Below are 21,549 nucleotides of genomic sequence, written 5' to 3' on the forward strand. Positions count from 1 at the left end.
CCATGCCCGCGCACCCCGCCATCGCGCCCGCCGGCATCACGGGCCTGCTGCTGGCCGGCGGACGCGGCATCCGGATGGGCGGCGTCGACAAGGGCCTGCAGAACTTCAACGGCGAGCCGCTCGCCCTGCACGCGGTGCGCCGGCTCGGCGCGCAGGTCGGCCAGGTGATGGTCAACGCCAACCGGAATCGCGCGGCCTACGAAGCGTTCGGCGTTCCCGTGCTGGCCGACAGCCTCGCGGACTACCCGGGGCCCCTCGCAGGTTTCCTCACGGGGATGGCGCACTGCGCCACGCCCTTCCTGCTCACCGTGCCTTGCGACACGCCGCTGTTCCCGCACGACCTCGCGGCGCGCCTGTCCGAAGCACTGGCCGCCGACGACGCGGACATCGCCATGGTGAGCGCGCCCGATTCCGAAGGCGATGCCGGGCCCACGCTGCGCCCTCAACCCGTGTTCTGCCTGATGCGCACGAACCTGCACGAAAGCCTGCGGCACTTCACCGAAGCCGGCGGCCGCAAGGTGCAGGCATGGACCGCGCAGCATCGCACCGTGCTTGTCCCCTTCGACCGGCCCGGCGACGCGCCCGACGCCTTCTTCAACGCCAACACGCTCGCCGAATTGCAAGCACTCCAAAACCGATGAGCCCGATGAGCCCGATGAGCAGCCTCGCCGACATCGCCGCCGCCCTCCCGGGCCATGACACCGACGCGCTGAGCGTCGATGCCGTCCAGGCTTTTTTGGCCCGGCTGGTCGCGCCGCTGGTCATCACCGAGCGCGAGAACGTGCCGCTGCGCGAAGCGCTCGGCCGCGTGCTGGCCGAAGACATCGTCTCGCCCGTGAGCGTGCCGCCGCACGACAACTCGGCGATGGACGGCTACGCGTTCGATGGCGCGATCCTCCCGACCGACGCGCCCGCCGACCATTCCATCCAGCTGCGCGTGGTGGGCACCGCGCTCGCGGGCGCGGCCTGGCGCGGCGCGCTGGCCCCGGGCGATGCGGTGCGCATCATGACCGGCGCGATGATGCCGGCCGGCCTCGATACCGTGATCCCGCAGGAGTTCTGCCAGGTCGAGGGCGACGTCGTGCGCTTTCCCGACCGGGTGCTGCGCCGTGGCGACAACCGCCGCTTCGCGGGCGAAGATCTGATGAAGGGCCAGCCGGCGCTCAGGCGCGGCGAGCGGCTCTCGCCGGCCGCGCTCGGCATGGTCGCGAGCCTCGGGCTGCCGGGCGTGCCGGCGCTTCGCAAGTTGCGCGTCGCGTACTTCTCGACCGGCGACGAGATCCTCTGCATCGGCGAGCCGCCGCGCGAAGGCGCGGTGTACGACAGCAACCGCTACACCGTCTTCGGCCTGCTCACACGCCTGGGCTGCGAGGTGATCGACCTGGGCCTCGTGCACGACGACCCCGCCACGCTGGCCGCGACGCTGCAGCGCGCCACGCGCGAAGCCGATGCCATCGTCACCAGCGGCGGCGTGAGCGTGGGCGCGGCCGACCACACGCGCGAGGTGATGCAGCAGGTCGGCGAGATGGCTTTCTGGCACGTCGCGATGCGCCCCGGCCGGCCGCTGGCCGTGGGCCTGATTCCACGCGACGGCGGCGAAGCCACGAGCCCCGCCGTGCTGTTCGGCCTGCCCGGCAATCCGGTGGCCGTGATGGTCACTTTCCTCGCGTTCGTGCGGCCCGCGCTGCTGCGCATGATGGGTTGCCACGACGCCGCTTCCGCGCCGCCTCCGCTGCTGCGCGCACGCAGCGCGGGCCCGATCCGCAAGAAGCCCGGCCGCACCGAATACCAGCGCGGGTTCGTGAAGGCCGTGCCGGGGTCATTGCCCGAAGTCTGCGTGGCGGGCAACCAGGGCTCGGGCGTGCTGAGCTCGATGGTCGAGGCCAACGGCCTCGTGGTGCTTCACCACGACCAGGCCCACGTCGCCGCCGGCGAAGAGGTCGACGTGATGCTGTTCGACGGCGCGATCTAGCGGCTCAGGGCATTCAGGGCGCCAGGTACTGCTTGGAGATGCCCGCGCCCACCGTGTACTTCGGGTCCACGAAATTGCCGAGCCGCACCTTGCCGCACTGGCTCAGCATCATGTAGGCGTCCCAGCGGTCGTAGCCGTACTCCGCCTCCATCCAGAGGATGAGTTCCTTGTAGGCGATGCGGGTCGCGTCCTCCAACGGCCGCGCGCTGCCGATCGCCATGATCATCTCCGCGGTTTCCAGCCGCGGCCATTCGAGCTTCCAGCCCTTGATGAGATCGACGCGGATGGTCGTGAGGCTCGGGTATTCCACCGCCGTGCCGCACACCTCGCCATCGCCCTGGCAGGCGTGCGCATCGCCGATGAAGAGGCGCCCGCCGGCCGTGCGCACCGGCAGGTAGGTGATGCTGCCGGGCCCCATGTCGGGCAGGTCCATGTTGCCGCCGTGCTGGTCGGGCGTGAGGCTGTTGATCGAGTCGATCTCAGGCGAACAGCTCAGCGTGCCGATGTGCGGCCTGTAGGGCAAGGTGACGCGCTTGCTCCAGTAGACGCCCTCTTCGTCCACGTCGATCTTGCGCACCGTCTCGGGCAGCGGCTGGTTCAGCAGCGCGGTGAAGGCCGTGCCGCTCAACGCGCCGAAGTCCGGGATCATGCAGCAGGTGCCGCGCGGATTGGGCCCGCGCGGCGCCATCGATTCGATGTGCACCGCGATCGTGTCGCCGGGCTCGGCGCCCTCGATCATGATCGGCCCGTTCTGCGGGTTCACGAAGGGCATGGTCAGCACCTTCGAGGGCAGGTCCTGCTCGGTCTTGACCTTGCCGTCGAACGCGTCGCGCGTCTCCACCACGATGCGGTCGCCGGGCTTCACCGTCATCACGGGCTCGGTGTAGGGGCCGATGGTGAAGTGAAACTTGCCTTGCTTGGCTTCGGTGAGTTCGTGCGTGTCCACGCTGCGCCCACGGCCCAGGCCCCGCGTGTGCATGATCGATTGGTCGAGCCAGTTCATCCGTTGTTCTCCTTGAGGGGTTTTGTTCAGAGCATCAGGTGCGCGCGCACCGCCTGCGCGTTCATCTGGCCGGGCTCGATGCGCCCGACGATGCGGCCCTTCTCCATGACGTAGGCACGCTCGCCCACGTCCAGGATCGTGTCCAGGTTCTGCTCCACGAAAAGAATGGTGGTGCCCAGGTCGCGCCGTATCGCGCGCAGCACGTCGCAGATGAGCTGCACGATCGAGGGCTGAATGCCCTCCGAAGGCTCGTCCAGCAGCATCAGCGCGGGGTTGCCCACCAGCGCGCGGCCGATGGCCAGCTGCTGCTGTTCGCCACCGGACATGGTGCCGGCTTGCTGGTTGCGGCGCTCCGCCAGCCGCGGGAAATACTGGTAGACCAGCTCGGGCTGCTTCTTGCCGCGCGGGCCGCCGACGAGTTCGCCCACCATCAGGTTCTCGGCCACCGTCATGCGCGCGAACACCTCGCGGCCCTGCGGCACGTAGCCGATGCCCAGGCGCGCGCGTGCATCGCTGGAGAGCGCCGCGATGTCCTGCCCCTGCAGCCGCACGCTGCCGCTGCGCGTGCGCAAGAGGCCCATCAGGCAGCGCATGGTGGTCGTCTTGCCGACGCCGTTGCGGCCGATGAGGCTCACGATCTCGCCCTTGCGCACCTTCATGTCCACGCCCTGCAGGATGGGCGTCGCGCCGTAGCTGGCCTGCAGCCCCTGCAGCTCGAGGATGGTCTCAGTGGTCATTGGAAACCTCCGCGCTGCGCACTGCGGTATTCGCCTTGGGGCGGCCCGGCGGCTCATGTGTCTTGCCCAAATAGATCTCGGCCACGCGCGGGTCCGCGATGATTTCGCCGATCGAGCCTTCGGCGAACACCTTGCCGAAGTGCAGCACCGTCACGCGCTGTGCGATCTGGCGGATGAAGGCCATGTCGTGCTCGACCACCAGCACCGTCATGCCCTCGGCGTTGAGCTTCTGGATCAGCTCGCCGGTCTTGAAGGTTTCCTCGGGCGAGAGGCCCGCGGTGGGTTCGTCCATGAGCAGCAGCACCGGCTTGAGCGCGAGTGCCATGCCGATCTCCAGCCACTGCTGCTGGCCGTGGGCGAGTTCGCCCGCGGGCTTGCCGGCGTCCTGCGCGAGGTCGAGCAGTTCGAGCAGCCGGTCTTCCTCGCGACGCAACTCGGCAAGGCGCGTGTGATGCTGCAGCGCGATGTGGATGTTCTGCCGCACCGGCAGCTCCTTGAACACGCTGGGCGCCTGCATCTTGATGCTCATGCCCTGCTGCACGCGCTGGAACGGGCGCTCGCGCGTCACGTCGCGCCCCTGGAACGCGATGCTTCCTTCCGAGGCCTCGTGCGTGCCGACGATGAGCTTGAACAGCGTGCTCTTGCCCGCGCCGTTGGGCCCGATGAGGCAATGGATCTCGCCCTGGCGCACCGACAGGTCGACCTCCGACACCGCCGCATGGCCGCCGAAGCGCTTGGAGAGCGCCCGCGTTTCGAGCAAGGCGTTCATGCGCGCGCCTCCTCTTGCACCGGGGGCACCGTGGGCGCCGCGGGTTCCTTGGACGGACGGCGCCGCCCGAACAACCGCCGCGCCGCCTGCACCACGCCGATGACGAAGCCCTGCGGCGCCACCATCACCGTGCACAGCAGCATCGCGCCCATCAGGAGCAGCGCCGCCTGCTGGCTGTAGACGGTGATCGTCTGGAAGGCCCAGAGCACGAGGAACGAGCCCACCAGCGTGGCGGTGATGTCGCCCCGCCCCGAGAACGCGACCCACACGATCGGCATCGCCGCGGCCGGTAGCCCGACGCTGGCCGGGGTGATGAACTGGCCCCACGAGGTGTAGAGCACGCCGCTCAGGCCCGCGAGCGTGGAGCCGATCACGAAGGTGGCGAGCTGGTATTTGCGCACGTCGTAGCCCAAGAGCTCGGCGCGCTGCGGGTCCTCGCGCACCGCGACGATCACGTTGCCGAAGCGCGAGTTCAGCATCATGCGAAGGCCCAGGTACACGATGAGGATCAGCCCCACCACCAGGTAGTACAGCGCGATGCCGTCGAACACCAGCGGGTCGTCGCCGAACCACGGGATGTTCAGCGGCGCCATGTCCTTCATGCCGTTGAAGCCGTTCAGCCGCGCGCTGCCGATGTGCCATTCGGGCCCGGCCGTCTGCCCGAGAAAGAAGGCCAGCACCAGCGTGGCCGACAGCGTGACGATGCCGAAGAACACGCCGCCCACGCGCCCCCAGATCATGAAGTAACCCAGCACCGCCGCGGCCACGGCCGCCAGGCACAGCGCGATCGCCAGCGCGAGGAACGTGGTGCCCGCATCGCCGCCCAGGTTGACCGCGGCCACGCCGTAGCCGTAGCCCGCGATGCCGAAGAAGAAGGTCTGCCCGAACGACAGCATGCCGCCGTAGCCCCACACCAGGCACAGGCCCATGGCCATGAAAACCCAGGTGAGCAGGTAGGCCATGTTGCCCACGTCGTAGCCGTCGGCGAAGGCCGGGTACAGCAGCACGGCCGCGAGCACCGCGATGAAGGGAAGCCAGAAGACGCGGGTGGCACCCAGCGTCTGCGGCCCGTTGATGAGTTGGAACATTCGTGTGACTCCGTGCAGGTTCAGCGCGTCTTGCGGGCCAGCCATCCGGACACCCCTTCGGGCAGGATGCGGATCACCACGATCACGGCCAGCAGCATGCCGATCTGCCCCACGATCTGCCCGCCCCAGCCATTGAGGCCGGTGCGGATGACCGCGAGCAAGATGCCGGCCGGCGCGGTGCCCAGCAGCACGTTGGCGCCGCCCACCACCACCGTGACGAAGGCCTCGACCAGGAAGGCCGCGCCCATCGTGGGTATCAGCGTCATCGTGGGCGCATAGAGCGCGCCGCACAGGCCCGCCAGCGCCGCGCCGATGCCGAAGCTCAGCGCATACACCCGCCCCACGCGCACGCCGGTGGCCTGCGCGATCGATGCGTTCTGCATCGTGGCGCGCGCATGCACGCCGAAGCGCGTGCGCATGAAGATGAAGTAGATGCCGCCCAGCACCGCCACGGCGGCTGCGAACAGCACCATGCGGTAGACCGAGAAGGTGTAGTCGCCCACCACGAAGCTGCCCTCGGGCGTGCCCACGCCGGTGAGCGTGGAGCCGAAGACCAGCAGCATGCCCTGCGTCACGATGAGGCTCAGGCCCCAGGTGGCGAGCAGCGAATCGAGCGGCCGCTTGTAGAGCTTGCGCACCAGGCTCCACTCCACGGCCACGCCGATGAGCCCCGCGGCGAGCGTGCCGCACAGCTGCGCGAGCGGCAGCGGAAAGCCCGCGTGCACGAGCCCCACGGTGACGTAGGCGCCGCACATGATGAATTCGCCGTGCGCCATGTTGATCACGCCCATCATCCCGAACACGATGGCCAGGCCGGCCGCCGAGAGGATGAGGAACGCGAACACGTCGGCGAACTGGTAGAAGAACGAGAAGATTTCGGCGAACACCGCTGCTCCCTGCTGTACCGGTCGATCGGATGGGTCCGGGCGCGATGCGTCAGAGCTTCTTGGGCAGGTCCGACGGCGTGTACTGCTTGCGGTCGTTCTTCTTGGTGAGGTCGCAGCCGATCTTGCCGAGCCAGTACGGCTGGATCGTTCCGTAGTCCTTGAGCACCTTCACGTCGTGCTTCTCGTCCACCGCGATCAGGCGCATCTCGTGCGAGGCGTGCTGGCTCTTGGGGTCGATGCAGACCTTGCCCTCGGCCGCCTCGATGCAGGCCTCGCCCGCGGCGATCACCTTGCGAATGTCGGCCAGCTTGGTCGACTTGGCCTTCTCGACCATCGTCTTGTACATGTAGAGCGCGTTGTAGGCGTTGTAGCCCATGTCGTTGATGTAGGGCTCGTTCGGGAACTTGGCGTGCCAGCGCTTCTTGAACTCGTTGGCCGCGGGCGTGTCGATTTCCTCGAACCAGTTGGCCGTGGCGTGCATGCGGTTGAGCGCGGGCGGCGCGAAGCGCTTGTGCTCGAAGCCCAGCATGACCTTCACCGACGAGCCCATCGGCAGGTTCAACTTGGCGGCGGCGGCCTGCTCGAAGAACGAGTCCTGCGCGGCGCCCACGTTGAGCATCAGGAGCCAGTCGGGCTTGGCCTTCTGGATGTTCTGGATGGTCTGCGCGAACTGCGAGACGCCCAGCGGAATGAATTCCTCTCCGACCACCGTGCCGCCCACGTCTTTCAGGATCGTGCGGTTCCACTCGGCGGAGATCTGGCCGAAGTTGTAGTCGGCCGCGACCACGTACACCTTCTTGCCGAATTTTTCGACCATGTACGGAATGAGCGTGGAGAACTGCTGCTCGGGCACCGCGCCCATGCTGATCATGTTGGCATCGCACACACCGCCTTCGTACTGGTTGGTATAGAAGTACGGCGTCTGCGTGCGGTCCACGATCGGGCGAATGGCTTCACGCGAGGCCGAGGTGATGCCGCCGATGAGCACGTCCACCTTGTCCTTGCTCAGGAGGCGCCGCGTGAACTCCTGGTAGCGCGCGTTGTCGCCCTGCGGGTCCAGGTGGATGAGCTCGATCTGCCGGCCCAGGATGCCGCCGGCCTTGTTGATTTCTTCCACCGCCAGTTGCGAGCCGTTGAGCTTGGGCTTGCCCAGCACGGCGAGGTCGCCCGAGACGTCTTCCATCAGGCCGACCTTCAGCGGCTCGGCGGCCACAGCAGCGGCCGCGGCGGTGGCCAGCACCATCGTGCAGCCCAGGGAGAAAAGCGCGTGACGTAGTTTCATGGTGATGTGCTTTCAGGAGAGAGAGAAAAAGACAAGGAGAGAGAAGGGAATCGGGAAGCCGCGGCGGCTCAGAGCGCCGGGTGCCGGCGGTGCCAGTCGGTGACCTCCTGGAAGGCGGCGCCCGCGCGCACCAGCAGTGCCTCGTCGAAATGCCGCGCGACGAACTGGAACGCCACCGGCATGCCGCCTGCGGTGAAGCCGCCGGGCAGCGTGATGGTCGGGCTGCCGGTCATGTCGAACGGGCAGGTGTAGCGCAGCATCGCGGCCATGAGGTCGGCATCCACGCCCATCTGCGCCATGCGCTCCATGGTCGGCGAAGCGATGCCCGTGGCGGGGATCAGGAGCAGGTCGATGTCCTCGAACATCGCGCGCACCTTGCCGCTGAAGTCATGGCGGCGCAGCACGATCTTCTGGTAATCCACGCCGCGCTGCGCAAGGCCCAGCTCGATGAGGCCCGCGACTGCCGGGCCGTACATGTCCTTCTGCGCGGGATAGGTCTTCTCGTGCACCACGGCGGCTTCGATGCCGCACAGCGGGAACCAGTCCTCGATGGCCTGCGCGGGATCGGGAAAGCGCACCTCGCGCAGGTCGCCGCCGAGCGTGCGCACCGCGGCGATGGCGGCGTCGAGCACCTCGCGCGTCGGCGCATCGACGCCCTCGGTGGCCCAGCGCATGTCGATGCCGATGCGCAGGCCCGCGAGGCCCTTGCCCAGATCGGCGAGGTAATCGGGCACCGGCGCGAGGCTGGCGGTCGGGTCGTTCACGTCGGCGCCGGCAATCGCGCCGAGCATCGCGCCGGCATCGGCGGCGCTGCGCGTCATCGGGCCGATGTGGTCCAGCGTCGCGGCCAGTTCGAAGGCGCCGTAGCGGCTCACGCGGCCCCAGGTGGGCTTCAGGCCCGTGAGGCCGTTGGCGGCCGAGGGAAAGCGGATCGAGCCGCCGGTGTCGGTGCCCAGCGAGCCGTAGCACAGGCCGGCCGCGGTCGCGACGCCCGAACCGCTGGACGACACGCCCGGCCAGTGCGCCGGGTTCCACGGATTGACCGGCGGCGAGACCGACGGGTGATGGTCCGCATAGGCGCTTTCGGTGAGCTGCAGCTTGCCCAGGATGACGGCGCCCGCCTCGCGCAGCTTGCGCACCACGGTGCCGTCGGTGATGGGCACGAAGTCCTTGTAGAGCGTCATGCCGGCGGCGGTCGGCACGCCTTCGGTCCAGCACAGGTCCTTGATGGCGATCGGCACGCCGTGCAGCGGGCCGCGGATCTGGCCCCTGGCGATTTCCGCTTCGGCACGCGCCGCCTCGGCGAGCGCGGAATCGCCGAGCACCCGCACATAGCTCTTGAGCTTGCCGTCGAGCGCGCCGATGCGCTCGAGCTGCGCCTTCGTCACCTCCACGGGCGAGAGTTCCTTGGCCTGGATGCGGCGGCCGACTTCCAGAAGTTCGAGGTAGTGCAGATCGTTGTCCGGCATGGCGGGGAGACTCCGTTTCGTTGGGGATCAGGGCGAGGAACAGGCTTGTCTGAAGCTGCCCATCGAAGGTATTGAAGGTATTGAAGGTACCGAAGGGCCGCCGCGAGCGCTTGGCTCGCAGCGCCATCGCGATGTGCTGGAGCGGCCAGCGACGCTTTTTCTTTCAGCGCAGCACGGGCGCGCGCTGGTGGAAGCCCGTGGCCTGCTGGAAGGCATGGCCCGCGCGCAGCAGCGTCGCCTCGGCGAAGGGCCGGCCGATGACCTGCATGCCGATGGGCAGGCCGTCGGGGTCGAACCCGCAGGGCACGTTCAGCGACGGCAGCCCCGTGAGGCTCGCGACGCCGGTGAACTGCATGATGGCCGAGAGCATGTCTTCCTCCTGCCCCGGCTCGATCTCCACGCGCGTCTGGCCGATGCGGGTGGCGACGAAGGGCAGCGAGGGGCAGACGAACACGTCCACCTTCCTGAAGGCCTCGAGGAATTCGGCGCGCAGCAGCGCGCGGTAGCGCTGGGCCTGCAGGTACTGGGTCGCCAGCAGCATTTCGCCGGCTTCCAGCAGGGTGCGCACGTCGTCGCCGTAGTCCTGGGGGCGCTCGCGCAGGTTGCGCTGGTGGTAGGTGCTGGGCTCGGCCGATTCGATGGTGAGCTGCGCGGAGATGTTGCCGTGGATGTTGCGGATGTCGATGTCGACCAGCTCCGCGCCCAGGTCCACAAAGGTGGCCAGCGCCTCTTTCACCGCGTCGTGCACCGGCGCCTGCAGGTGCTCGAAGAAGTAGCCCGGCACGATGCCGATGCGCAGGCCGCGGCAGCCGCCGCCCAGGTCTTTCAAGTAGTCGTCGCAGGTGCGTTGCGCGCTTCCCGCGTCCTTCGGATCGAAGCCCGCGATGGCGCCGAACATCAGCGCGCAGTCTTCGACGGTGCGCGTCATCGGGCCCACCGTGTCCATGCTCCATGCGAGCGGAATCACGCCGTGGTTGCTGACCCGCCCGTAGGTCGGACGCAGGCCCACGATGCCGTTGATGGCCGAAGGCAGGCGGATCGAGCCGCCCGTGTCGGTGCCGATCGCGCCGAAGCAGAAGCGCGCGGCCACGGCGACCGCAGAGCCGCCGCTGGAGCCGGCCGGAAAGCGCGCCGGGTCCCAGGGGTTGCGCACCGCGCCGTAGTGCGGATTGGCCGAGGTGCCGCCCCAGGCGAACTCGTGCATGTTGGTCTTGCCGATGAAGATCGCGCCGGCCTGGCGCAGCCGCGTGGTGACGGTGGCGTCGGCCTCGGGCAGCCAGTCGGCCAGGATCTTGCTGCCCGCGGTGGTGCGGCTGCCGCGCACCGCGACGTTGTCCTTCAGCGCGAGCGGAATGCCCTGCAGCGGGCCGAGCTCGTGGCCCGCGCCCGAGAGCAACTCGGCCGCGCGCGCCACCTGCATCGCCTGCTCCTCGAACACCGTGATGAAGGAGCGGAGCACGCCGTCGTGCGCGCGGATGCGTGCGAGCGATGCCTCCACCAGCTCCACGGGCGAGACCTTGCGCGCGCGCACCAGGCGCGCGGCTTCGGCGAGGCCGAGTTCGAGCAGCTCGCTCATGCGGCGTCCTCGGGCACGTCGTGCGCATGCGCGAAGGCGGTGACAGGCATCAGCTCGCTGTAGGCCGCATCACTCATCTTGCGGCTCAGTTCGTTGGCCGCGGGAATCCAGGTGGACAGCACGGCCTGGACCGCGGCGCGGCGCTCGGGGCTCAGGTCCAGGGCCGCGCAGCGGGCGAGCGCACCGACATCGACCGCATCTGCGGGCGGGGAAGCATTCATCGTCGTCTCCATTCGTGAAGGAAGCTTGTGGACTTCACGATAGGGAGCAACGCCGCGCGCGGCTTGGCTGCAAAGGCCAGCGCGATGGGCTGGAACCGCCAACCTCTGCGCGTGCAGCGGATGGCCGGCTGTGGTGACGCGGTGCGCGGTGGCGCGCTGGTGCTAGTGCCCGCGCAGCAGCGTCTGCGGCGTCACCCCATAGGCCTTCTTGAAGACCCGGCAAAAATGCGAGAGATCGCTGAAGCCGTACTGGAACGCCGCCTGCGTGACCTGCCGCACGCGGCCTTCGCGCAGCGCGCTGTGGCTCGCCTCCAGGCGCTGCCTCCAGAGCCACTGGATCGGCGTGGTGCCGTGCTCGGCGAACACGCGCGCGAGCGTGCGGGCGGACACGTGCTGCGCGGAGGCGATCTGCTCCACGTCGAGTTCGCAATCGTCCAGGTGCGCGGCGATGTAGTCGCGCGTCTTTTGGAACAGCGCGTGGTGCGAGGACTGCACGGCGTCGGTGCATCCGACCTGGAACTGCAGCACCGCCGAGAGCATGTCCAGCAGCGAGCTCGCAAGACTGGCCTGCATGCCCTCCTGCCCCGAGAGCTCGAGCACCGCGGCCTCGCGGATCATGCTGCCCAGCAATCTGGCGATGGGGTGGCCGTTGGCCAGGTGCATGGCCGTGAGGTTCTGGGCCTCGGGAAACCTGCAGAGCAGCTGCAACCGCGGAATGCGCACGAGCAGGTTCGACTCGGGCGAAAGGTCGAAGGTGAATGGCCGTGCGGCGTCGTAAAGAATGATGTCGCCGTCGCGCTGCACCACCTCGCGGCCCGACTGCGACAGCACGCCGTGCCCGGACACCATGAGGCTCAGCATGAAGTCTTCGTTCGGCCCGCTGCGCAGGTGCTGCGCGTCGCGCTCCCAGTAGTGGCGCGGCGAGGACATCTCGGCCAGCGTGAGGTTGCCGAGCGAACGGACGGAAAAGTGCGCGTTGAAATGCTCGCGGTCGGGCACGCGGCTCGCGGCGGGTATGAAGTGCTTGCGCACCACATCGCTCCAGTAGTCGAAGCGCTGGCTGCGTTCGACCGTGTCCGTTGAGTAGTCGAGGTTCATGCTGCGAACGAATGGACGGTGCCACCGGCGTGGTGGAATACCAAAACCCAAGCAACAATCGTGCCCCTGCGTCGGCCGGCTTCGCTGCGTTGGGGCACTCTAGCAAGCGCCCGCCCCGGCAGCGTCGGGGCTGACCCTACGTCAGATCCGTCCCAGTGCCTTGTCCACGCCCTTGTTGGCCAGCATGTCGGCGCGCTCGTTGCCCGGATCGCCCGAATGGCCCTTGACCCAGCGCCATTCGATCGTGTGGCCGCCCTCGGCCACCAGCTTGTCCAGCCGCTGCCAGAGCTCGACGTTCTTCACCGGCTGCTTGCTGGCGGTCATCCAGCCCTTGGCCTTCCAGCCGCGGATCCATTCGGTGATGCCCATGCGCACATACTGGCTGTCCAGGTAGAGCAGCACGTTGCAGGGGCGCTTGAGCGCGGCCAGGCCCTCGATGACGGCGGTCAGCTCCATGCGGTTGTTGGTGGTGTTGAGTTCGCCGCCGAACAGTTCCTTTTCGGTGGCGCCCGACTTGAGCCACGCGCCCCAGCCCCCGGGTCCGGGGTTGCCCTTGCATGCACCATCGGTGTAGATCACGACTTCGTTCAAGCTCTCTTTTCCTTGTTTCTCTTCATTCGATTCAATCTGTCCGGTCCGGCCCTTGCCGATGCACCTTGCCCGCGATCGACACGGGCGCCGTGGCGCGTGCCGCGGCCCGGCGCCAGTCGGCGCTCAGGAGGCGCATGCCCCGCACCCGCTTCACGGCCACGAGGAAATACGCCGCGCCGAAGATCGGCCACCAGCGCTCGCCGGCCTTGTCCATCCAGCGGCAGCGCTCCAGCCACGCGTCGCTGCGCACCGCGGGCCGGTAGACGCCGAAGCGCCCCGACTCCACCTCGAAGCTCAGGAGCCGCAGCCAGTCGCGCATGCGCCAGTAGCCGATGAACTCCCCGCCCTCGGGCAGGTAGAGATCGCCGATGCCCAGCTTGCGGTACAGGTGCGCGCGCCGCTGGCGCATGCCCCAGAGGCTGGCCGGGTTGAGCCCGCAGATCACCACGCGGCCCTCGGGCACCAGCACCCGCTCGACTTCGCGGAGAGTCGCGTGCGGATCGGGACTGAGTTCCAGCGCATGCGGCATCACCACCAGGTCCAAGCTGTTGGCCGCGAAGGGCAGCGCGGTGAAGTCGGTCAGGAGCGTCGCCTTGGCGGGCCGCATCGGGTCGCTCAGGGCCAGCCAGCGGTGCGGCATGCGGTTGGTGCGCAGTCCCTCGACCTCGGCCGCGCCCAGTTGCAGCGCGTGGTAGCCGAACACGTCGGCCACCGCCTGGTCGAACTGGGCTTGCTCCCACGCGAGGAGGTAGCGTCCCGGGGGGGTCGCGAACCAATCCTGCAAACCTATAATTTGACCGCTCATGACCCTCGTTCCGCTGCCCGCCTTCGCTGACAACTACATCTGGATGCTGCACGACGGGTCCAGCGCCATCATCGTGGATCCGGGCGACGCCCAACCGGTGTTCGATGCGCTGGCGCACCACCAACTGCAGCTGGCCGCGATTCTAGTCACGCACCATCACGCCGATCACACCGGCGGCGTGGCCGCGCTGCACGCCGCCACGGGCGCGCCGGTGCACGGCCCCGCGCGCGAACGCATCCCCGAGCCCTTCACGCCGTATGTGCAGGGCGACGTCGCCCAGGCGCTCGGCCTCGGCTTTGAAGTGATCGACGTGCCGGGCCACACGGCCGGCCACATCGCCTACTTTCTTCCCGCCGCCGAAGGCCGCGCACCGCTGCTTTTTTGCGGCGACACACTGTTTTCTGGCGGCTGCGGCCGGCTCTTCGAAGGCACGCCCACGCAGATGCTGGCCTCGCTCGATGCGCTCGCCGCGCTGCCGGGCGACACGCGCGTCTGCTGCGCGCACGAATACACACTTGCTAACCTGCGATTCGCCCGTGCGGTGGAACCGGGCAATGCCGATCTGACTCAGTACAACGCGCGTTGCGAAAGCCTGCGCGCGCAGGGGCAGCCCACGCTGCCCGCGCAGTTGGCGACCGAACGCCTGATCAACCCCTTTCTTCGCAGCCGCGAAGCCACTGTCCTTCGAGCGGTGCGCGCGCACGCCGAGCTTTCCGCCGACGCGGCCGAAGCCGATGTGTTCGCCGCACTGCGCCAATGGAAAAACGACTTCCGATGAAATTTCTCGCTGCCACCTGCCTAGCAGGTTCCCTGGTGCTCGCCGGCTGCGCGGCACCGACCGACAACAGCTCCTCCACCACTTCCTCCAAGACCGGCGCCACCGCCGGCGGCACCGGCGCCAAGGTCGCCGGCAGCGCGGCCCCCGTCTATCCGCGCGACGCCCTCTCGCCCCTGTCCAGCAGCGAGGCCCACTCGCAGAGCGTGGTCACGCTGGCACCGCCGACCGACATGTGGGACCGCATCCGCCGCGGCTTCAAGATGCCCAACCTGGAGAGCGACCTGGTGCGCGACCGCGAGCAGTGGTATGCCAGCCGCCCCGACTACATCCAGCGCATGACCGAGCGCTCGAACAAGTACATGTTCCACATCGTCGAGGAACTCGAGCGCCGCAACATGCCCACCGAGCTCGCGCTGCTGCCGTACATCGAGAGCGCGTTCAATCCGCAAGCCGTCTCCAGCGCGCGCGCCGCCGGCATGTGGCAGTTCATGCCGGCCACCGGCACCGACTTCGACCTGAAGCAGAACATCTTCCGCGACGACCGCCGCGACGTGGTGGCCTCCACCCGCGCCGCGCTCGATTACCTGCAGAAGCTCTACGGCATGTTCGGCGACTGGCAGCTCGCGCTGGCCGCCTACAACTGGGGCGAAGGCAGTGTGAGCCGCGCCATCGCCAAGAACCAGCGCGCGGGACTGCCCACCACCTACAGCGACCTGAACATGCCGGCCGAGACGCGGCTGTACGTGCCCAAGCTGCAGGCGGTGAAGAACATCGTGGCCAATCCGCAGGCCTTCAACGCCGAGCTGCCGCTGATCGCCAACCACCCGTACTTCCAGACCGTCACGCTCACGCGCGACCTGGACGTGGAGCTGGCCGCCAAGCTGGCCGACGTGCGCCTGGACGACTTCCGCGCGCTCAACCCCGCCGCGCACAAGCCGGTGCTGATCGCCGCGGGCACGCCGCAGATCCTCCTGCCCTGGGACAACGCGGCCGTGTTCCAGCGCAACTTCGACGCCTACGCCCAAGGCCAATACGCCAGCTGGACCGCCTGGGTCGTGCCCAACACCATGACGGTGGCCGACGCGGCCCAGCGCTCGGGCATGAGCGAGAGCGACCTGCGCGCGATGAACAACGTGCCGCCGCGCATGCTCATCAAGGCCGGCTCGACGCTCATCGTGCCGCGCGGCGCCCGCGTGAAGGAAGACGTCGCGGCCGTGGTGGCCGATGGCGGGCACCTGAGCTTCCAGCCCGAGATCGTCAATCGCCGCACCACCGTGAAGGCGGGGCGCAACGACAGCGTGACGAGCATCGCGCGCCGCTACAACCTCAAGCCCACCAACGTGGCCGAGTGGAACGACGTGAAGCCCAACCACGCGTTCAAGCGCGGCTACAGCGTGGTGGTGTACCTGCCGGTTCGCGCGGCGCCCGCGGCCCGTGTCGGCGCCGGCGTGGCGGTGGCGCGCGGCCATGCCGCGGCGGCCTCCTCCAAGCGCGGCGCCGCTCCGGCCCAGGCCAACACGGCCCGCGGCAAGAACGTCGTGAAGGTGCCGGCGGGCAAGCAGGTCGTGCGCGAGAAGCGCGGCGGCACGCCCTCGAAAAAGAAGCGCTGAAGAAGCGCTGGACAAGGCGACAGAAGCGCTGACGCGGCGGTGCCCGCTCAGTGCGCCTGGGCGGCTCCCGCCCGGCGGCGCACCACGGCTTCCAGCGCGGCCACGGCGATCATCACCACCGTGGTCAGCGTGCCCACCACCAGCACCGTCAGGTGCGAGGCGAACGCGCCCAGCACCGCGAGCCCGATGAGCCCGAAGAGGTGCGACTGCGGCAGGAAGCCGCGCACCACCCGCTTGAACAGCGCATTGCCGAAGAGATAGATGGCCGGTCCGCCCAGAAGCGGCCCGAGGTACTTGAGCTCGGCATGGTGCGAGCCCTCGCCGATCACGAGCTCGTCGGCGACCGCGCACACGATGATGCCGGCCACCAGGATCACGTGCGTGTAGTGGTAGCTGGCGCCCATGCGGCCCGTGTCCTTCGCGTGCTCGATCGCATGCGTGGCCTCCCTGGCGCTGGTGTCGAAGTACATCCACCACATGGCCAGGCTGCCCGCGAAGCCCACGAGCAACGCGTACACGTCGACCGGATGCCATTCGGCGTGATGGCCGAACGCGATGCCGCTCGCCAGGATGGATTCGCCCAGCGCCACGATCACGAAGAGCTGGCAGCGCTCGGCGAGGTGGCCGCCGTCGATGGTCCACTCCGCGGTCGACGAACGCCCCAGCCCCGGAAAGACCAGCCCGACCATCGGCGCAACGTATTCGCACAGCACGCCGACGCACCAGAACCCGAGGCGCCACGGCCCTTCGGAGAATCCGCCCGCGATCCAGAACACGGCCGCCACGCAGTTCCATGCCAGGAGGCGCCGGAAGTTGGGCGCCAGGTCGCTCTTCGAACCGACCGCGATCAGCATGCACAGGGTGCGCCCGACCTGGATGCCCGCAAAGCAGCAGGCGAACACCAGCCCACGCTCGGCGAACGCGCCCGGCAGCGCCGACGCCATCACCATGGCCAGCAGCATCACCCCGAACAGCATGCCGCGGATGCGCAGCGACCCGGGGTTGAACCAGTTGGTGGCCCAGGCGGTGTACTGCCAGCCGAGCCAGACGGCGAACCACATCACCAGCGTCTGCAGCGCGCCCAGGAGGCTCAGGTGGTCCAGCAGGTAGTGCGACAGCTGCGTGACCGAGAACGCATAGACCAGGTCGAAGAACAGCTCTTCGTTCGAGACCCTGGCGGCCTCGTTGCGCGATCGCAAAGTCGTTGGCAGTCCGTTTTTCTTGCGCAACATGACTCTCTCTCCCTTTCAGTTTTCAAATTTCGAGCCGCTAGAGTTTTTCGGTTTCTCCGCTGCGTGGCTGCCACTTCATGAGGCGCTTCTCGATCAGGCCGACCAGCCCGTCGAGCGCCAGCGCAAAGGCCGTGAGCACGACGATACCGGCAAAGACGGTGTTGACATCGAACGTGCCCTCGGCCTGCAGGATGAGATAGCCCACGCCGCGCGCCGAGCCCAGGTACTCGCCCACCACCGCGCCGACGAAGGCCAGCCCCACCGAGGTGTGCAGGCTGGAGAACACCCAGCTCGTCGCGCTCGGCAGGTACACGGTGCGCAGCAGCTGCCGCTGGTTGGCGCCCAGCATCTTCGCGTTGGCCAGCACCACCGGGCTCACTTCGCGCACGCCCTGGTAGACGTTGAAGAACACGATGAAGAACACCAGCGTGACCGCCAGCGCCACCTTGCTCCAGATGCCCAGGCCGAACCACAGCGCGAAGATCGGCGCGAGGATCACGCGCGGCATCGAGTTGGCGGCCTTGATGTACGGATCGAGGATCAGGCTCGCGGTCGGCGCGAGCGCCAGCCAGAGCCCGCACGCCAGCCCCATCACGGTGCCGATGCCGAAGGCCAGCACCGTCTCCAGGAGCGTGGTGCCCAGGTGCAGGTAGATGTCGGCGTTGCCCTTGAGGCCCTCGGGAAACAGCAGGTTCGGCGGCACCTCGAACGGCAGGAACCAGCTCCAGATGCGGCCCGCCACCTGGATCGGCTCGCCGACGAAGAAGGCGAACTGCTGGTTGCGCGATGCCAGGTGCCAGCCCACCAGGATGACCACCAGCAGCACCAGTTGCCAGAAGCGCGCGTTGCGTTCGTTCAGGCGCGGGATCATGCGGCCTTCCTCAGTTGCTGCGCGTAGCCCTTGAGCACCTCGTCGCGCAGCACCTCCCAGATCTGCGTGTGCAACTCGACGAAGCGCGGTTGCGTGCGCACCTCGGCCACGTCGCGCGGGCGCGCCAGGTCGATGTCGAACTCGCCGATCGGGTGCGTCGCCGGGCCGGCCGACAGCACCACCACGCGGTCGCTCATCGCGATGGCTTCATCGAGGTCGTGCGTGATGAAGAGCACCGCTTTCTTCTTCGCGCTCCAGATGTCGAGCACCTCGTTTTCCATCAGCTGGCGCGTCTGGATGTCGAGCGCGCTGAAGGGCTCATCCATGAGGATGATGTCGGGGTCGAGCACCAGCGTCTGCGCGAGCGCCACGCGCTTGCGCATGCCGCCCGAGAGCTGGTGCGGATAGCGGTCGCCGAAGCCCGAGAGCCCCACGCGCGAGAGCCAGGCCTCGGCCTGCTCGCGCGCATCGGCATCGGAGACGCCGCGGTACTGCAGCCCCACCATCACGTTGGCGACGGCGCTGCGCCACGGCATCAGCGCCTCGGTCTGGAACATGTAGCCCGCGCGCGCGTTGACGCCCGAAAGCGTCTGGCCGAACACTTTGACCGTGCCCGACGACGGCGCGAGCAGCCCCGCGCCCACGTTCAGCAGCGTCGACTTGCCGCAGCCCGTGGGGCCGACCACCGAGACGAACTCCCCGGCCTTGATGCGCAGCGTGGTGTCAGCGACCGCGGTGTAACGCTGGCCCGGATCGTCCTTCGAGTGGAAGGTGCAGCTGATGGAGAGGAGTTCGAGTGCGTGATCGGACATGTCGGCCGGATTAAAAAACCCGGCCAAGGCCGGGTCGCGGGGACGTTCGGAGTCAGGCTTTGAACCTGTCCTTCGCGCGCCTAGCAAAATCGTTGGTGTAGGTCTTGGTGAGGTCGATCTTGTCGGACTTCACGCTGGTGTCGAAGCTCGCGATGGCCGCGAGCGCCGTCTTGGGGCCGTCGACCGGCACGAGGCCATCGGTGGCAATGGATTCGCGCACCTTGTCGAACGACGCGAGGTACAGCGCGCGGTCGCCGAGCAGGTAGGTCTCGGGCACCGTCTTGATGATGTCGCCCGGCCCCGCGGTCTGCAGCCACTTCAGGCCGTGCACGATGGCATTGGCCAGCGCCTGGCAGGTGTTGGGGTTCTTCTGGATGAACTCGCTCGATGCATAGAGGCAGGCCGCCGGCATGGTGCCGCCGAACACCTGCTGCGTGCCCTTGAGCGTGCGCGTGTCGCTGATGATCTTCACGTCGCCCTTCTGCTCGAGCATCGTCATCACCGGGTCGGTGTTGCTGATGGCGTCGATCTGGCCCGAGCGCAGCGCGGTGAGCGCGCCGGCCGCGACGCCCACGCCGATGTAGCTCACGTCGCTCGCCTTCAGCCCACCGCGCGAGAGCACGAGGTTGGCCACCATGTTGGTCGACGAGCCCGGTGCCGAGACGCCGATCTTCTTCCCCTTCAAGTCCTGGATGCCGGTGTAGCCGGCCATGTTCTTGGTCGACACGCCCACCGCGATCTGCGGTGCGCGGCCCTGCAGCACGAAGGCCTGGAAGAACTGATTCTTGGCCTGCAGGTTGATGGTGTGTTCGTAGGCGCCCGAGCAGACATCGGCCGAGCCACCCACCACGGCCTGCAGCGCGCGCGCGCCGCCGGCGAAATCGGAAATCTCCACCTCGAGCCCTTCGGCCTTGAAGTAGCCCAGCTGTTCGGAGATCGTGAGGGGCAGGTAGTAGAACGCGGCCTTGCCGCCGACCGCGATGGAGATCTTCGTTTTCTCCAGCTTGGCTTGCGCAAAAACCCGCGGCAGCGCAATCGCGGCGGCGGCGACTGCGGAGGCGGAAATGAGGGTTCTGCGATGAAGCATGAAGCGGTCCTGCGGGCTCTTTGATTCTTGTGAAGTGAATCGAGCTTAGGGGTGCGCGCCGGTTGCCTGCATCGGGGTCATCCCGTGCGGGTTTCCACGTAAGCATGAAGGCCTCCACGGGCCCTCTGCCGAATGGCCTTTGGCGGCCTATTTCGCGAGGAAAAGAATCGCGATGTTGACGAGGAACGCGAGCGCCCAGACCGCGCTGCGCACGCCGCCCAGGCCCTTGATGTAGATCGCCAGGTAGATCGCGCGCAGCACGACATAGGCCACCGCCAGCATGTCCAGCCGCGCCTGGTTAGCGCCCAGCTGGTGCGCGATGATCACCGCGCCGATGAAGAACGGCAGCCCTTCGAAGGTGTTGGCCTGCGCGCTGTTGGCGCGCGCGCGCCAACCGTTCTGCCGGGCGGCCCATTCGCGCGGATGCACGTTGTCGCGCGGGCCGAAGGCGCCGGCCTTGGCGGTCCACGCGGCCAGATACGGCAGGCCGCAGGCGACGAACACGCACCAGTAGGCGATGGTGAGGAGGGATAGGGTCATGGCAGGTTGATTGCGCCTGTCGCTTGGGCTATCGGCGATCGACCAGCGCGTGCGCGATGGTGCCCAGGTCCACGTATTCGAGCTCGCTGCCGGCCGGAACGCCGCGCGCGAGGCGCGTCACGGTGAGGCCGCGCTGCTTGAGCGCTTCGCCGATCACATGCGCGGTGGCTTCGCCCTCGGCGGTGAAGTTGGTGGCGAGGATGACTTCGCTCACCGTGCCGTCGAGTGCGCGATCGAACAGCTTCTGCAGGCCGATGTCTTTCGGCCCGATGCCGTCGAGCGGACTGAGCTTGCCCATCAGCACGAAGTAATAGCCGCGGAACGCACCGGTGCGCTCCAGCGCGGCCTGGTCGGCGGGCGTCTCGACCACGCAGAGCTTGGTTCCGTCGCGGCGCGAGTCCATGCACACGCTGCAGATCGGTGCTTCCGTGAAGGTGTTGCACAGCTCGCAGTGCCGCACATTGCCCGCCGCCTGCTGCAATGCGCGCGACAGCAATTGGGCGCCGTCGCGGTCGTGCTGCAGCAGGTGAAACGCCATGCGCGAGGCCGACTTCACGCCGACGCCGGGCAGGCGGCGCAGCGCATCGACCAGGGCGTCGAGCGAACTGGCGTCGGCCATGTCAGCGCTTCCCTTCGCGCGAACACCGTGGAACCGGCTTTGCCGGGCCACTGGTGTTGCCCCCTGCAAGGGGGTTGGCGGCCACACGCAGTGGGCAAGCCTGGGGGTGAGCCATTAAAACGGGAGCTTCATGCCCGGGGGAAGGCCCGGCATGCCCGCGGTGAGCTTGCCCATCTTCTGCTCGCTGGTTTCCTCGGCCTTGCGCACGGCGGCGTTGAAGGCGGCGGCCACGAGGTCTTCGAGCATGTCCTTGTCGTCGGCCAAGAGGCTCGGGTCGATGGTGATGCGCTTGACGTCGTGCTTGCAGGTCATGACGACCTTCACGAGGCCCGCGCCCGATTCGCCTTCGACCTCGATGTGCGCCAGTTCTTCCTGGGCCTTCTTGAGGTTGTCCTGCATTGCCTGCGCCTGCTTCATGAGGCCGGCCAGTTGTCCTTTGTTGAACATCGTTGGTCCTGTGTGTGTGGTGAAGAAAATGGGTGAAGGATAAGAGACGTGGCTG

At 68.0% G+C, this 21,549-nt stretch carries 23 protein-coding genes; 4 read left to right on the forward strand and 19 right to left on the reverse strand.

From position 1 onward, the window contains the following. Positions 1-2: 2 nt before the first annotated feature. Together mobA and moeA are read left to right on the forward strand one after the other, a co-directional pair. Positions 3-641 (forward strand): molybdenum cofactor guanylyltransferase MobA, encoded by a 639-nt coding sequence (mobA, locus tag ACZYRS_RS20150; RefSeq protein ID WP_463420669.1) that lies wholly within the window; start codon positions 3-5, stop codon positions 639-641. A gap of 14 nt (positions 642-655) precedes the next feature. Further along, a complete protein-coding gene (gene moeA, locus ACZYRS_RS20155; RefSeq protein WP_463420670.1) occupies positions 656-1,972 on the forward strand; it encodes a molybdopterin molybdotransferase MoeA in 1,317 nt (438 codons plus the stop codon). Between the two features lie 13 nt (positions 1,973-1,985). Here moeA and ACZYRS_RS20160 read toward each other — a convergent pair whose 3' ends face one another. From ACZYRS_RS20160 to ACZYRS_RS20215, 12 genes are all read right to left on the reverse strand, one after another. Then, the gene (locus ACZYRS_RS20160; protein WP_463420671.1) at positions 1,986-2,975 is read right to left on the reverse strand and encodes an acetamidase/formamidase family protein; all 990 of its coding nucleotides are present in this window, start codon (positions 2,973-2,975) and stop codon (positions 1,986-1,988) included. 26 nt (positions 2,976-3,001) lie between these two features. Next, the gene (locus tag ACZYRS_RS20165; RefSeq protein ID WP_463420672.1) at positions 3,002-3,712 is read right to left on the reverse strand and encodes an ABC transporter ATP-binding protein; all 711 of its coding nucleotides are present in this window, start codon (positions 3,710-3,712) and stop codon (positions 3,002-3,004) included. Further along, positions 3,702-4,481: an ABC transporter ATP-binding protein gene (locus ACZYRS_RS20170; RefSeq protein ID WP_463420673.1), complete on the reverse strand. Its 780-nt coding sequence runs from the start codon at positions 4,479-4,481 to the stop codon at positions 3,702-3,704. Before ACZYRS_RS20170 ends, ACZYRS_RS20165 begins: the two co-directional genes overlap by 11 nt. Continuing rightward, a complete protein-coding gene (locus ACZYRS_RS20175; RefSeq protein ID WP_463420674.1) occupies positions 4,478-5,569 on the reverse strand; it encodes a branched-chain amino acid ABC transporter permease in 1,092 nt (363 codons plus the stop codon). The genes ACZYRS_RS20170 and ACZYRS_RS20175 overlap by 4 nt, the downstream gene beginning before the upstream one ends. Positions 5,570-5,589: 20 nt before the next feature. After that, positions 5,590-6,456 carry an ABC transporter permease subunit gene (locus ACZYRS_RS20180; RefSeq protein ID WP_093432021.1) on the reverse strand — a complete coding sequence of 289 codons (867 nt, stop codon included), beginning with the start codon at positions 6,454-6,456 and terminating at the stop codon, positions 5,590-5,592. A gap of 49 nt (positions 6,457-6,505) precedes the next feature. Further along, entirely contained in the window at positions 6,506-7,738 is a 1,233-nt protein-coding gene (locus tag ACZYRS_RS20185; protein ID WP_463420675.1) for an urea ABC transporter substrate-binding protein, read from the reverse strand. Positions 7,739-7,806: 68 nt separating this feature from the next. Then, complete coding sequence (locus tag ACZYRS_RS20190; RefSeq protein WP_463420676.1) at positions 7,807-9,207, reverse strand: amidase; 1,401 nt, start codon at positions 9,205-9,207, stop codon at positions 7,807-7,809. 163 nt (positions 9,208-9,370) lie between these two features. Continuing rightward, entirely contained in the window at positions 9,371-10,783 is a 1,413-nt protein-coding gene (locus ACZYRS_RS20195) for an amidase (RefSeq protein WP_463420677.1), read from the reverse strand. After that, positions 10,780-11,004: a hypothetical protein gene (locus ACZYRS_RS20200; protein ID WP_463420678.1), complete on the reverse strand. Its 225-nt coding sequence runs from the start codon at positions 11,002-11,004 to the stop codon at positions 10,780-10,782. The genes ACZYRS_RS20195 and ACZYRS_RS20200 overlap by 4 nt, the downstream gene beginning before the upstream one ends. A 162-nt stretch (positions 11,005-11,166) precedes the next feature. Further along, a complete protein-coding gene (locus tag ACZYRS_RS20205; RefSeq protein WP_463420679.1) occupies positions 11,167-12,102 on the reverse strand; it encodes a helix-turn-helix domain-containing protein in 936 nt (311 codons plus the stop codon). A gap of 141 nt (positions 12,103-12,243) precedes the next feature. Then, the gene (gene rnhA / locus ACZYRS_RS20210; RefSeq protein ID WP_198784313.1) at positions 12,244-12,693 is read right to left on the reverse strand and encodes a ribonuclease HI; all 450 of its coding nucleotides are present in this window, start codon (positions 12,691-12,693) and stop codon (positions 12,244-12,246) included. Between the two features lie 31 nt (positions 12,694-12,724). Next, positions 12,725-13,477, reverse strand: coding sequence for a class I SAM-dependent methyltransferase (locus ACZYRS_RS20215; protein ID WP_198784883.1), 753 nt, complete (start codon positions 13,475-13,477; stop codon positions 12,725-12,727). A gap of 19 nt (positions 13,478-13,496) precedes the next feature. Here ACZYRS_RS20215 and gloB point away from each other — a divergent pair, with 19 nt between their 5' ends. Both gloB and ACZYRS_RS20225 read left to right on the forward strand, forming a co-directional pair. Further along, positions 13,497-14,276 carry a hydroxyacylglutathione hydrolase gene (gene gloB / locus ACZYRS_RS20220; protein ID WP_198784314.1) on the forward strand — a complete coding sequence of 260 codons (780 nt, stop codon included), beginning with the start codon at positions 13,497-13,499 and terminating at the stop codon, positions 14,274-14,276. Next, positions 14,273-15,886 (forward strand): transglycosylase SLT domain-containing protein, encoded by a 1,614-nt coding sequence (locus tag ACZYRS_RS20225; RefSeq protein ID WP_463420680.1) that lies wholly within the window; start codon positions 14,273-14,275, stop codon positions 15,884-15,886. Before gloB ends, ACZYRS_RS20225 begins: the two co-directional genes overlap by 4 nt. Before the next feature lie 47 nt (positions 15,887-15,933). On the opposite strand, the gene ACZYRS_RS20230 is transcribed toward ACZYRS_RS20225, so the two are convergent. The 7 genes from ACZYRS_RS20230 to ACZYRS_RS20260 form a co-directional block, all read right to left on the reverse strand. Beyond that, the gene (locus tag ACZYRS_RS20230; RefSeq protein ID WP_463420681.1) at positions 15,934-17,118 is read right to left on the reverse strand and encodes a low temperature requirement protein A; all 1,185 of its coding nucleotides are present in this window, start codon (positions 17,116-17,118) and stop codon (positions 15,934-15,936) included. Positions 17,119-17,155: 37 nt separating this feature from the next. Next, entirely contained in the window at positions 17,156-17,989 is an 834-nt protein-coding gene (locus tag ACZYRS_RS20235; RefSeq protein WP_463420682.1) for an ABC transporter permease, read from the reverse strand. After that, positions 17,986-18,801, reverse strand: coding sequence for an ABC transporter ATP-binding protein (locus ACZYRS_RS20240; RefSeq protein ID WP_463420683.1), 816 nt, complete (start codon positions 18,799-18,801; stop codon positions 17,986-17,988). The genes ACZYRS_RS20235 and ACZYRS_RS20240 overlap by 4 nt, the downstream gene beginning before the upstream one ends. Before the next feature lie 52 nt (positions 18,802-18,853). Beyond that, complete coding sequence (locus ACZYRS_RS20245; protein WP_463420684.1) at positions 18,854-19,888, reverse strand: ABC transporter substrate-binding protein; 1,035 nt, start codon at positions 19,886-19,888, stop codon at positions 18,854-18,856. A gap of 147 nt (positions 19,889-20,035) precedes the next feature. Beyond that, positions 20,036-20,428 (reverse strand): MAPEG family protein, encoded by a 393-nt coding sequence (locus ACZYRS_RS20250; protein ID WP_198784320.1) that lies wholly within the window; start codon positions 20,426-20,428, stop codon positions 20,036-20,038. 28 nt (positions 20,429-20,456) lie between these two features. Next, positions 20,457-21,047, reverse strand: a complete 591-nt coding sequence (gene recR / locus ACZYRS_RS20255; RefSeq protein ID WP_013540938.1) for a recombination mediator RecR — start codon at positions 21,045-21,047, stop codon at positions 20,457-20,459. 114 nt (positions 21,048-21,161) lie between these two features. Further along, positions 21,162-21,494 carry a YbaB/EbfC family nucleoid-associated protein gene (locus ACZYRS_RS20260; RefSeq protein ID WP_007836669.1) on the reverse strand — a complete coding sequence of 111 codons (333 nt, stop codon included), beginning with the start codon at positions 21,492-21,494 and terminating at the stop codon, positions 21,162-21,164. Positions 21,495-21,549: the final 55 nt, after the last annotated feature.

Source organism: Variovorax sp. AC194 (genome assembly GCF_979257995.1).

What these genes read in the sequence shown, in the direction of transcription:
- gloB (WP_198784314.1), top strand. Translation starts at nt 13,497, where the DNA reads ATGACCCTCGTTCCGCTGCCCGCCTTCGCTGACAACTACATCTGGATG.
- recR (WP_013540938.1), bottom strand. Translation starts at nt 21,047, where the DNA reads ATGGCCGACGCCAGTTCGCTCGACGCCCTGGTCGATGCGCTGCGCCGC.
- ACZYRS_RS20200 (WP_463420678.1), bottom strand. Translation starts at nt 11,004, where the DNA reads ATGAATGCTTCCCCGCCCGCAGATGCGGTCGATGTCGGTGCGCTCGCC.
- ACZYRS_RS20260 (WP_007836669.1), bottom strand. Translation starts at nt 21,494, where the DNA reads ATGTTCAACAAAGGACAACTGGCCGGCCTCATGAAGCAGGCGCAGGCA.
- ACZYRS_RS20245 (WP_463420684.1), bottom strand. Translation starts at nt 19,888, where the DNA reads ATGCTTCATCGCAGAACCCTCATTTCCGCCTCCGCAGTCGCCGCCGCC.
- ACZYRS_RS20165 (WP_463420672.1), bottom strand. Translation starts at nt 3,712, where the DNA reads ATGACCACTGAGACCATCCTCGAGCTGCAGGGGCTGCAGGCCAGCTAC.
- ACZYRS_RS20195 (WP_463420677.1), bottom strand. Translation starts at nt 10,783, where the DNA reads ATGAGCGAGCTGCTCGAACTCGGCCTCGCCGAAGCCGCGCGCCTGGTG.
- ACZYRS_RS20160 (WP_463420671.1), bottom strand. Translation starts at nt 2,975, where the DNA reads ATGAACTGGCTCGACCAATCGATCATGCACACGCGGGGCCTGGGCCGT.
- ACZYRS_RS20170 (WP_463420673.1), bottom strand. Translation starts at nt 4,481, where the DNA reads ATGAACGCCTTGCTCGAAACGCGGGCGCTCTCCAAGCGCTTCGGCGGC.
- ACZYRS_RS20175 (WP_463420674.1), bottom strand. Translation starts at nt 5,569, where the DNA reads ATGTTCCAACTCATCAACGGGCCGCAGACGCTGGGTGCCACCCGCGTC.
- ACZYRS_RS20225 (WP_463420680.1), top strand. Translation starts at nt 14,273, where the DNA reads ATGAAATTTCTCGCTGCCACCTGCCTAGCAGGTTCCCTGGTGCTCGCC.
- ACZYRS_RS20250 (WP_198784320.1), bottom strand. Translation starts at nt 20,428, where the DNA reads ATGACCCTATCCCTCCTCACCATCGCCTACTGGTGCGTGTTCGTCGCC.
- ACZYRS_RS20240 (WP_463420683.1), bottom strand. Translation starts at nt 18,801, where the DNA reads ATGTCCGATCACGCACTCGAACTCCTCTCCATCAGCTGCACCTTCCAC.
- ACZYRS_RS20235 (WP_463420682.1), bottom strand. Translation starts at nt 17,989, where the DNA reads ATGATCCCGCGCCTGAACGAACGCAACGCGCGCTTCTGGCAACTGGTG.
- ACZYRS_RS20190 (WP_463420676.1), bottom strand. Translation starts at nt 9,207, where the DNA reads ATGCCGGACAACGATCTGCACTACCTCGAACTTCTGGAAGTCGGCCGC.
- ACZYRS_RS20230 (WP_463420681.1), bottom strand. Translation starts at nt 17,118, where the DNA reads ATGTTGCGCAAGAAAAACGGACTGCCAACGACTTTGCGATCGCGCAAC.
- moeA (WP_463420670.1), top strand. Translation starts at nt 656, where the DNA reads ATGAGCAGCCTCGCCGACATCGCCGCCGCCCTCCCGGGCCATGACACC.
- ACZYRS_RS20205 (WP_463420679.1), bottom strand. Translation starts at nt 12,102, where the DNA reads ATGAACCTCGACTACTCAACGGACACGGTCGAACGCAGCCAGCGCTTC.
- ACZYRS_RS20185 (WP_463420675.1), bottom strand. Translation starts at nt 7,738, where the DNA reads ATGAAACTACGTCACGCGCTTTTCTCCCTGGGCTGCACGATGGTGCTG.
- mobA (WP_463420669.1), top strand. Translation starts at nt 3, where the DNA reads ATGCCCGCGCACCCCGCCATCGCGCCCGCCGGCATCACGGGCCTGCTG.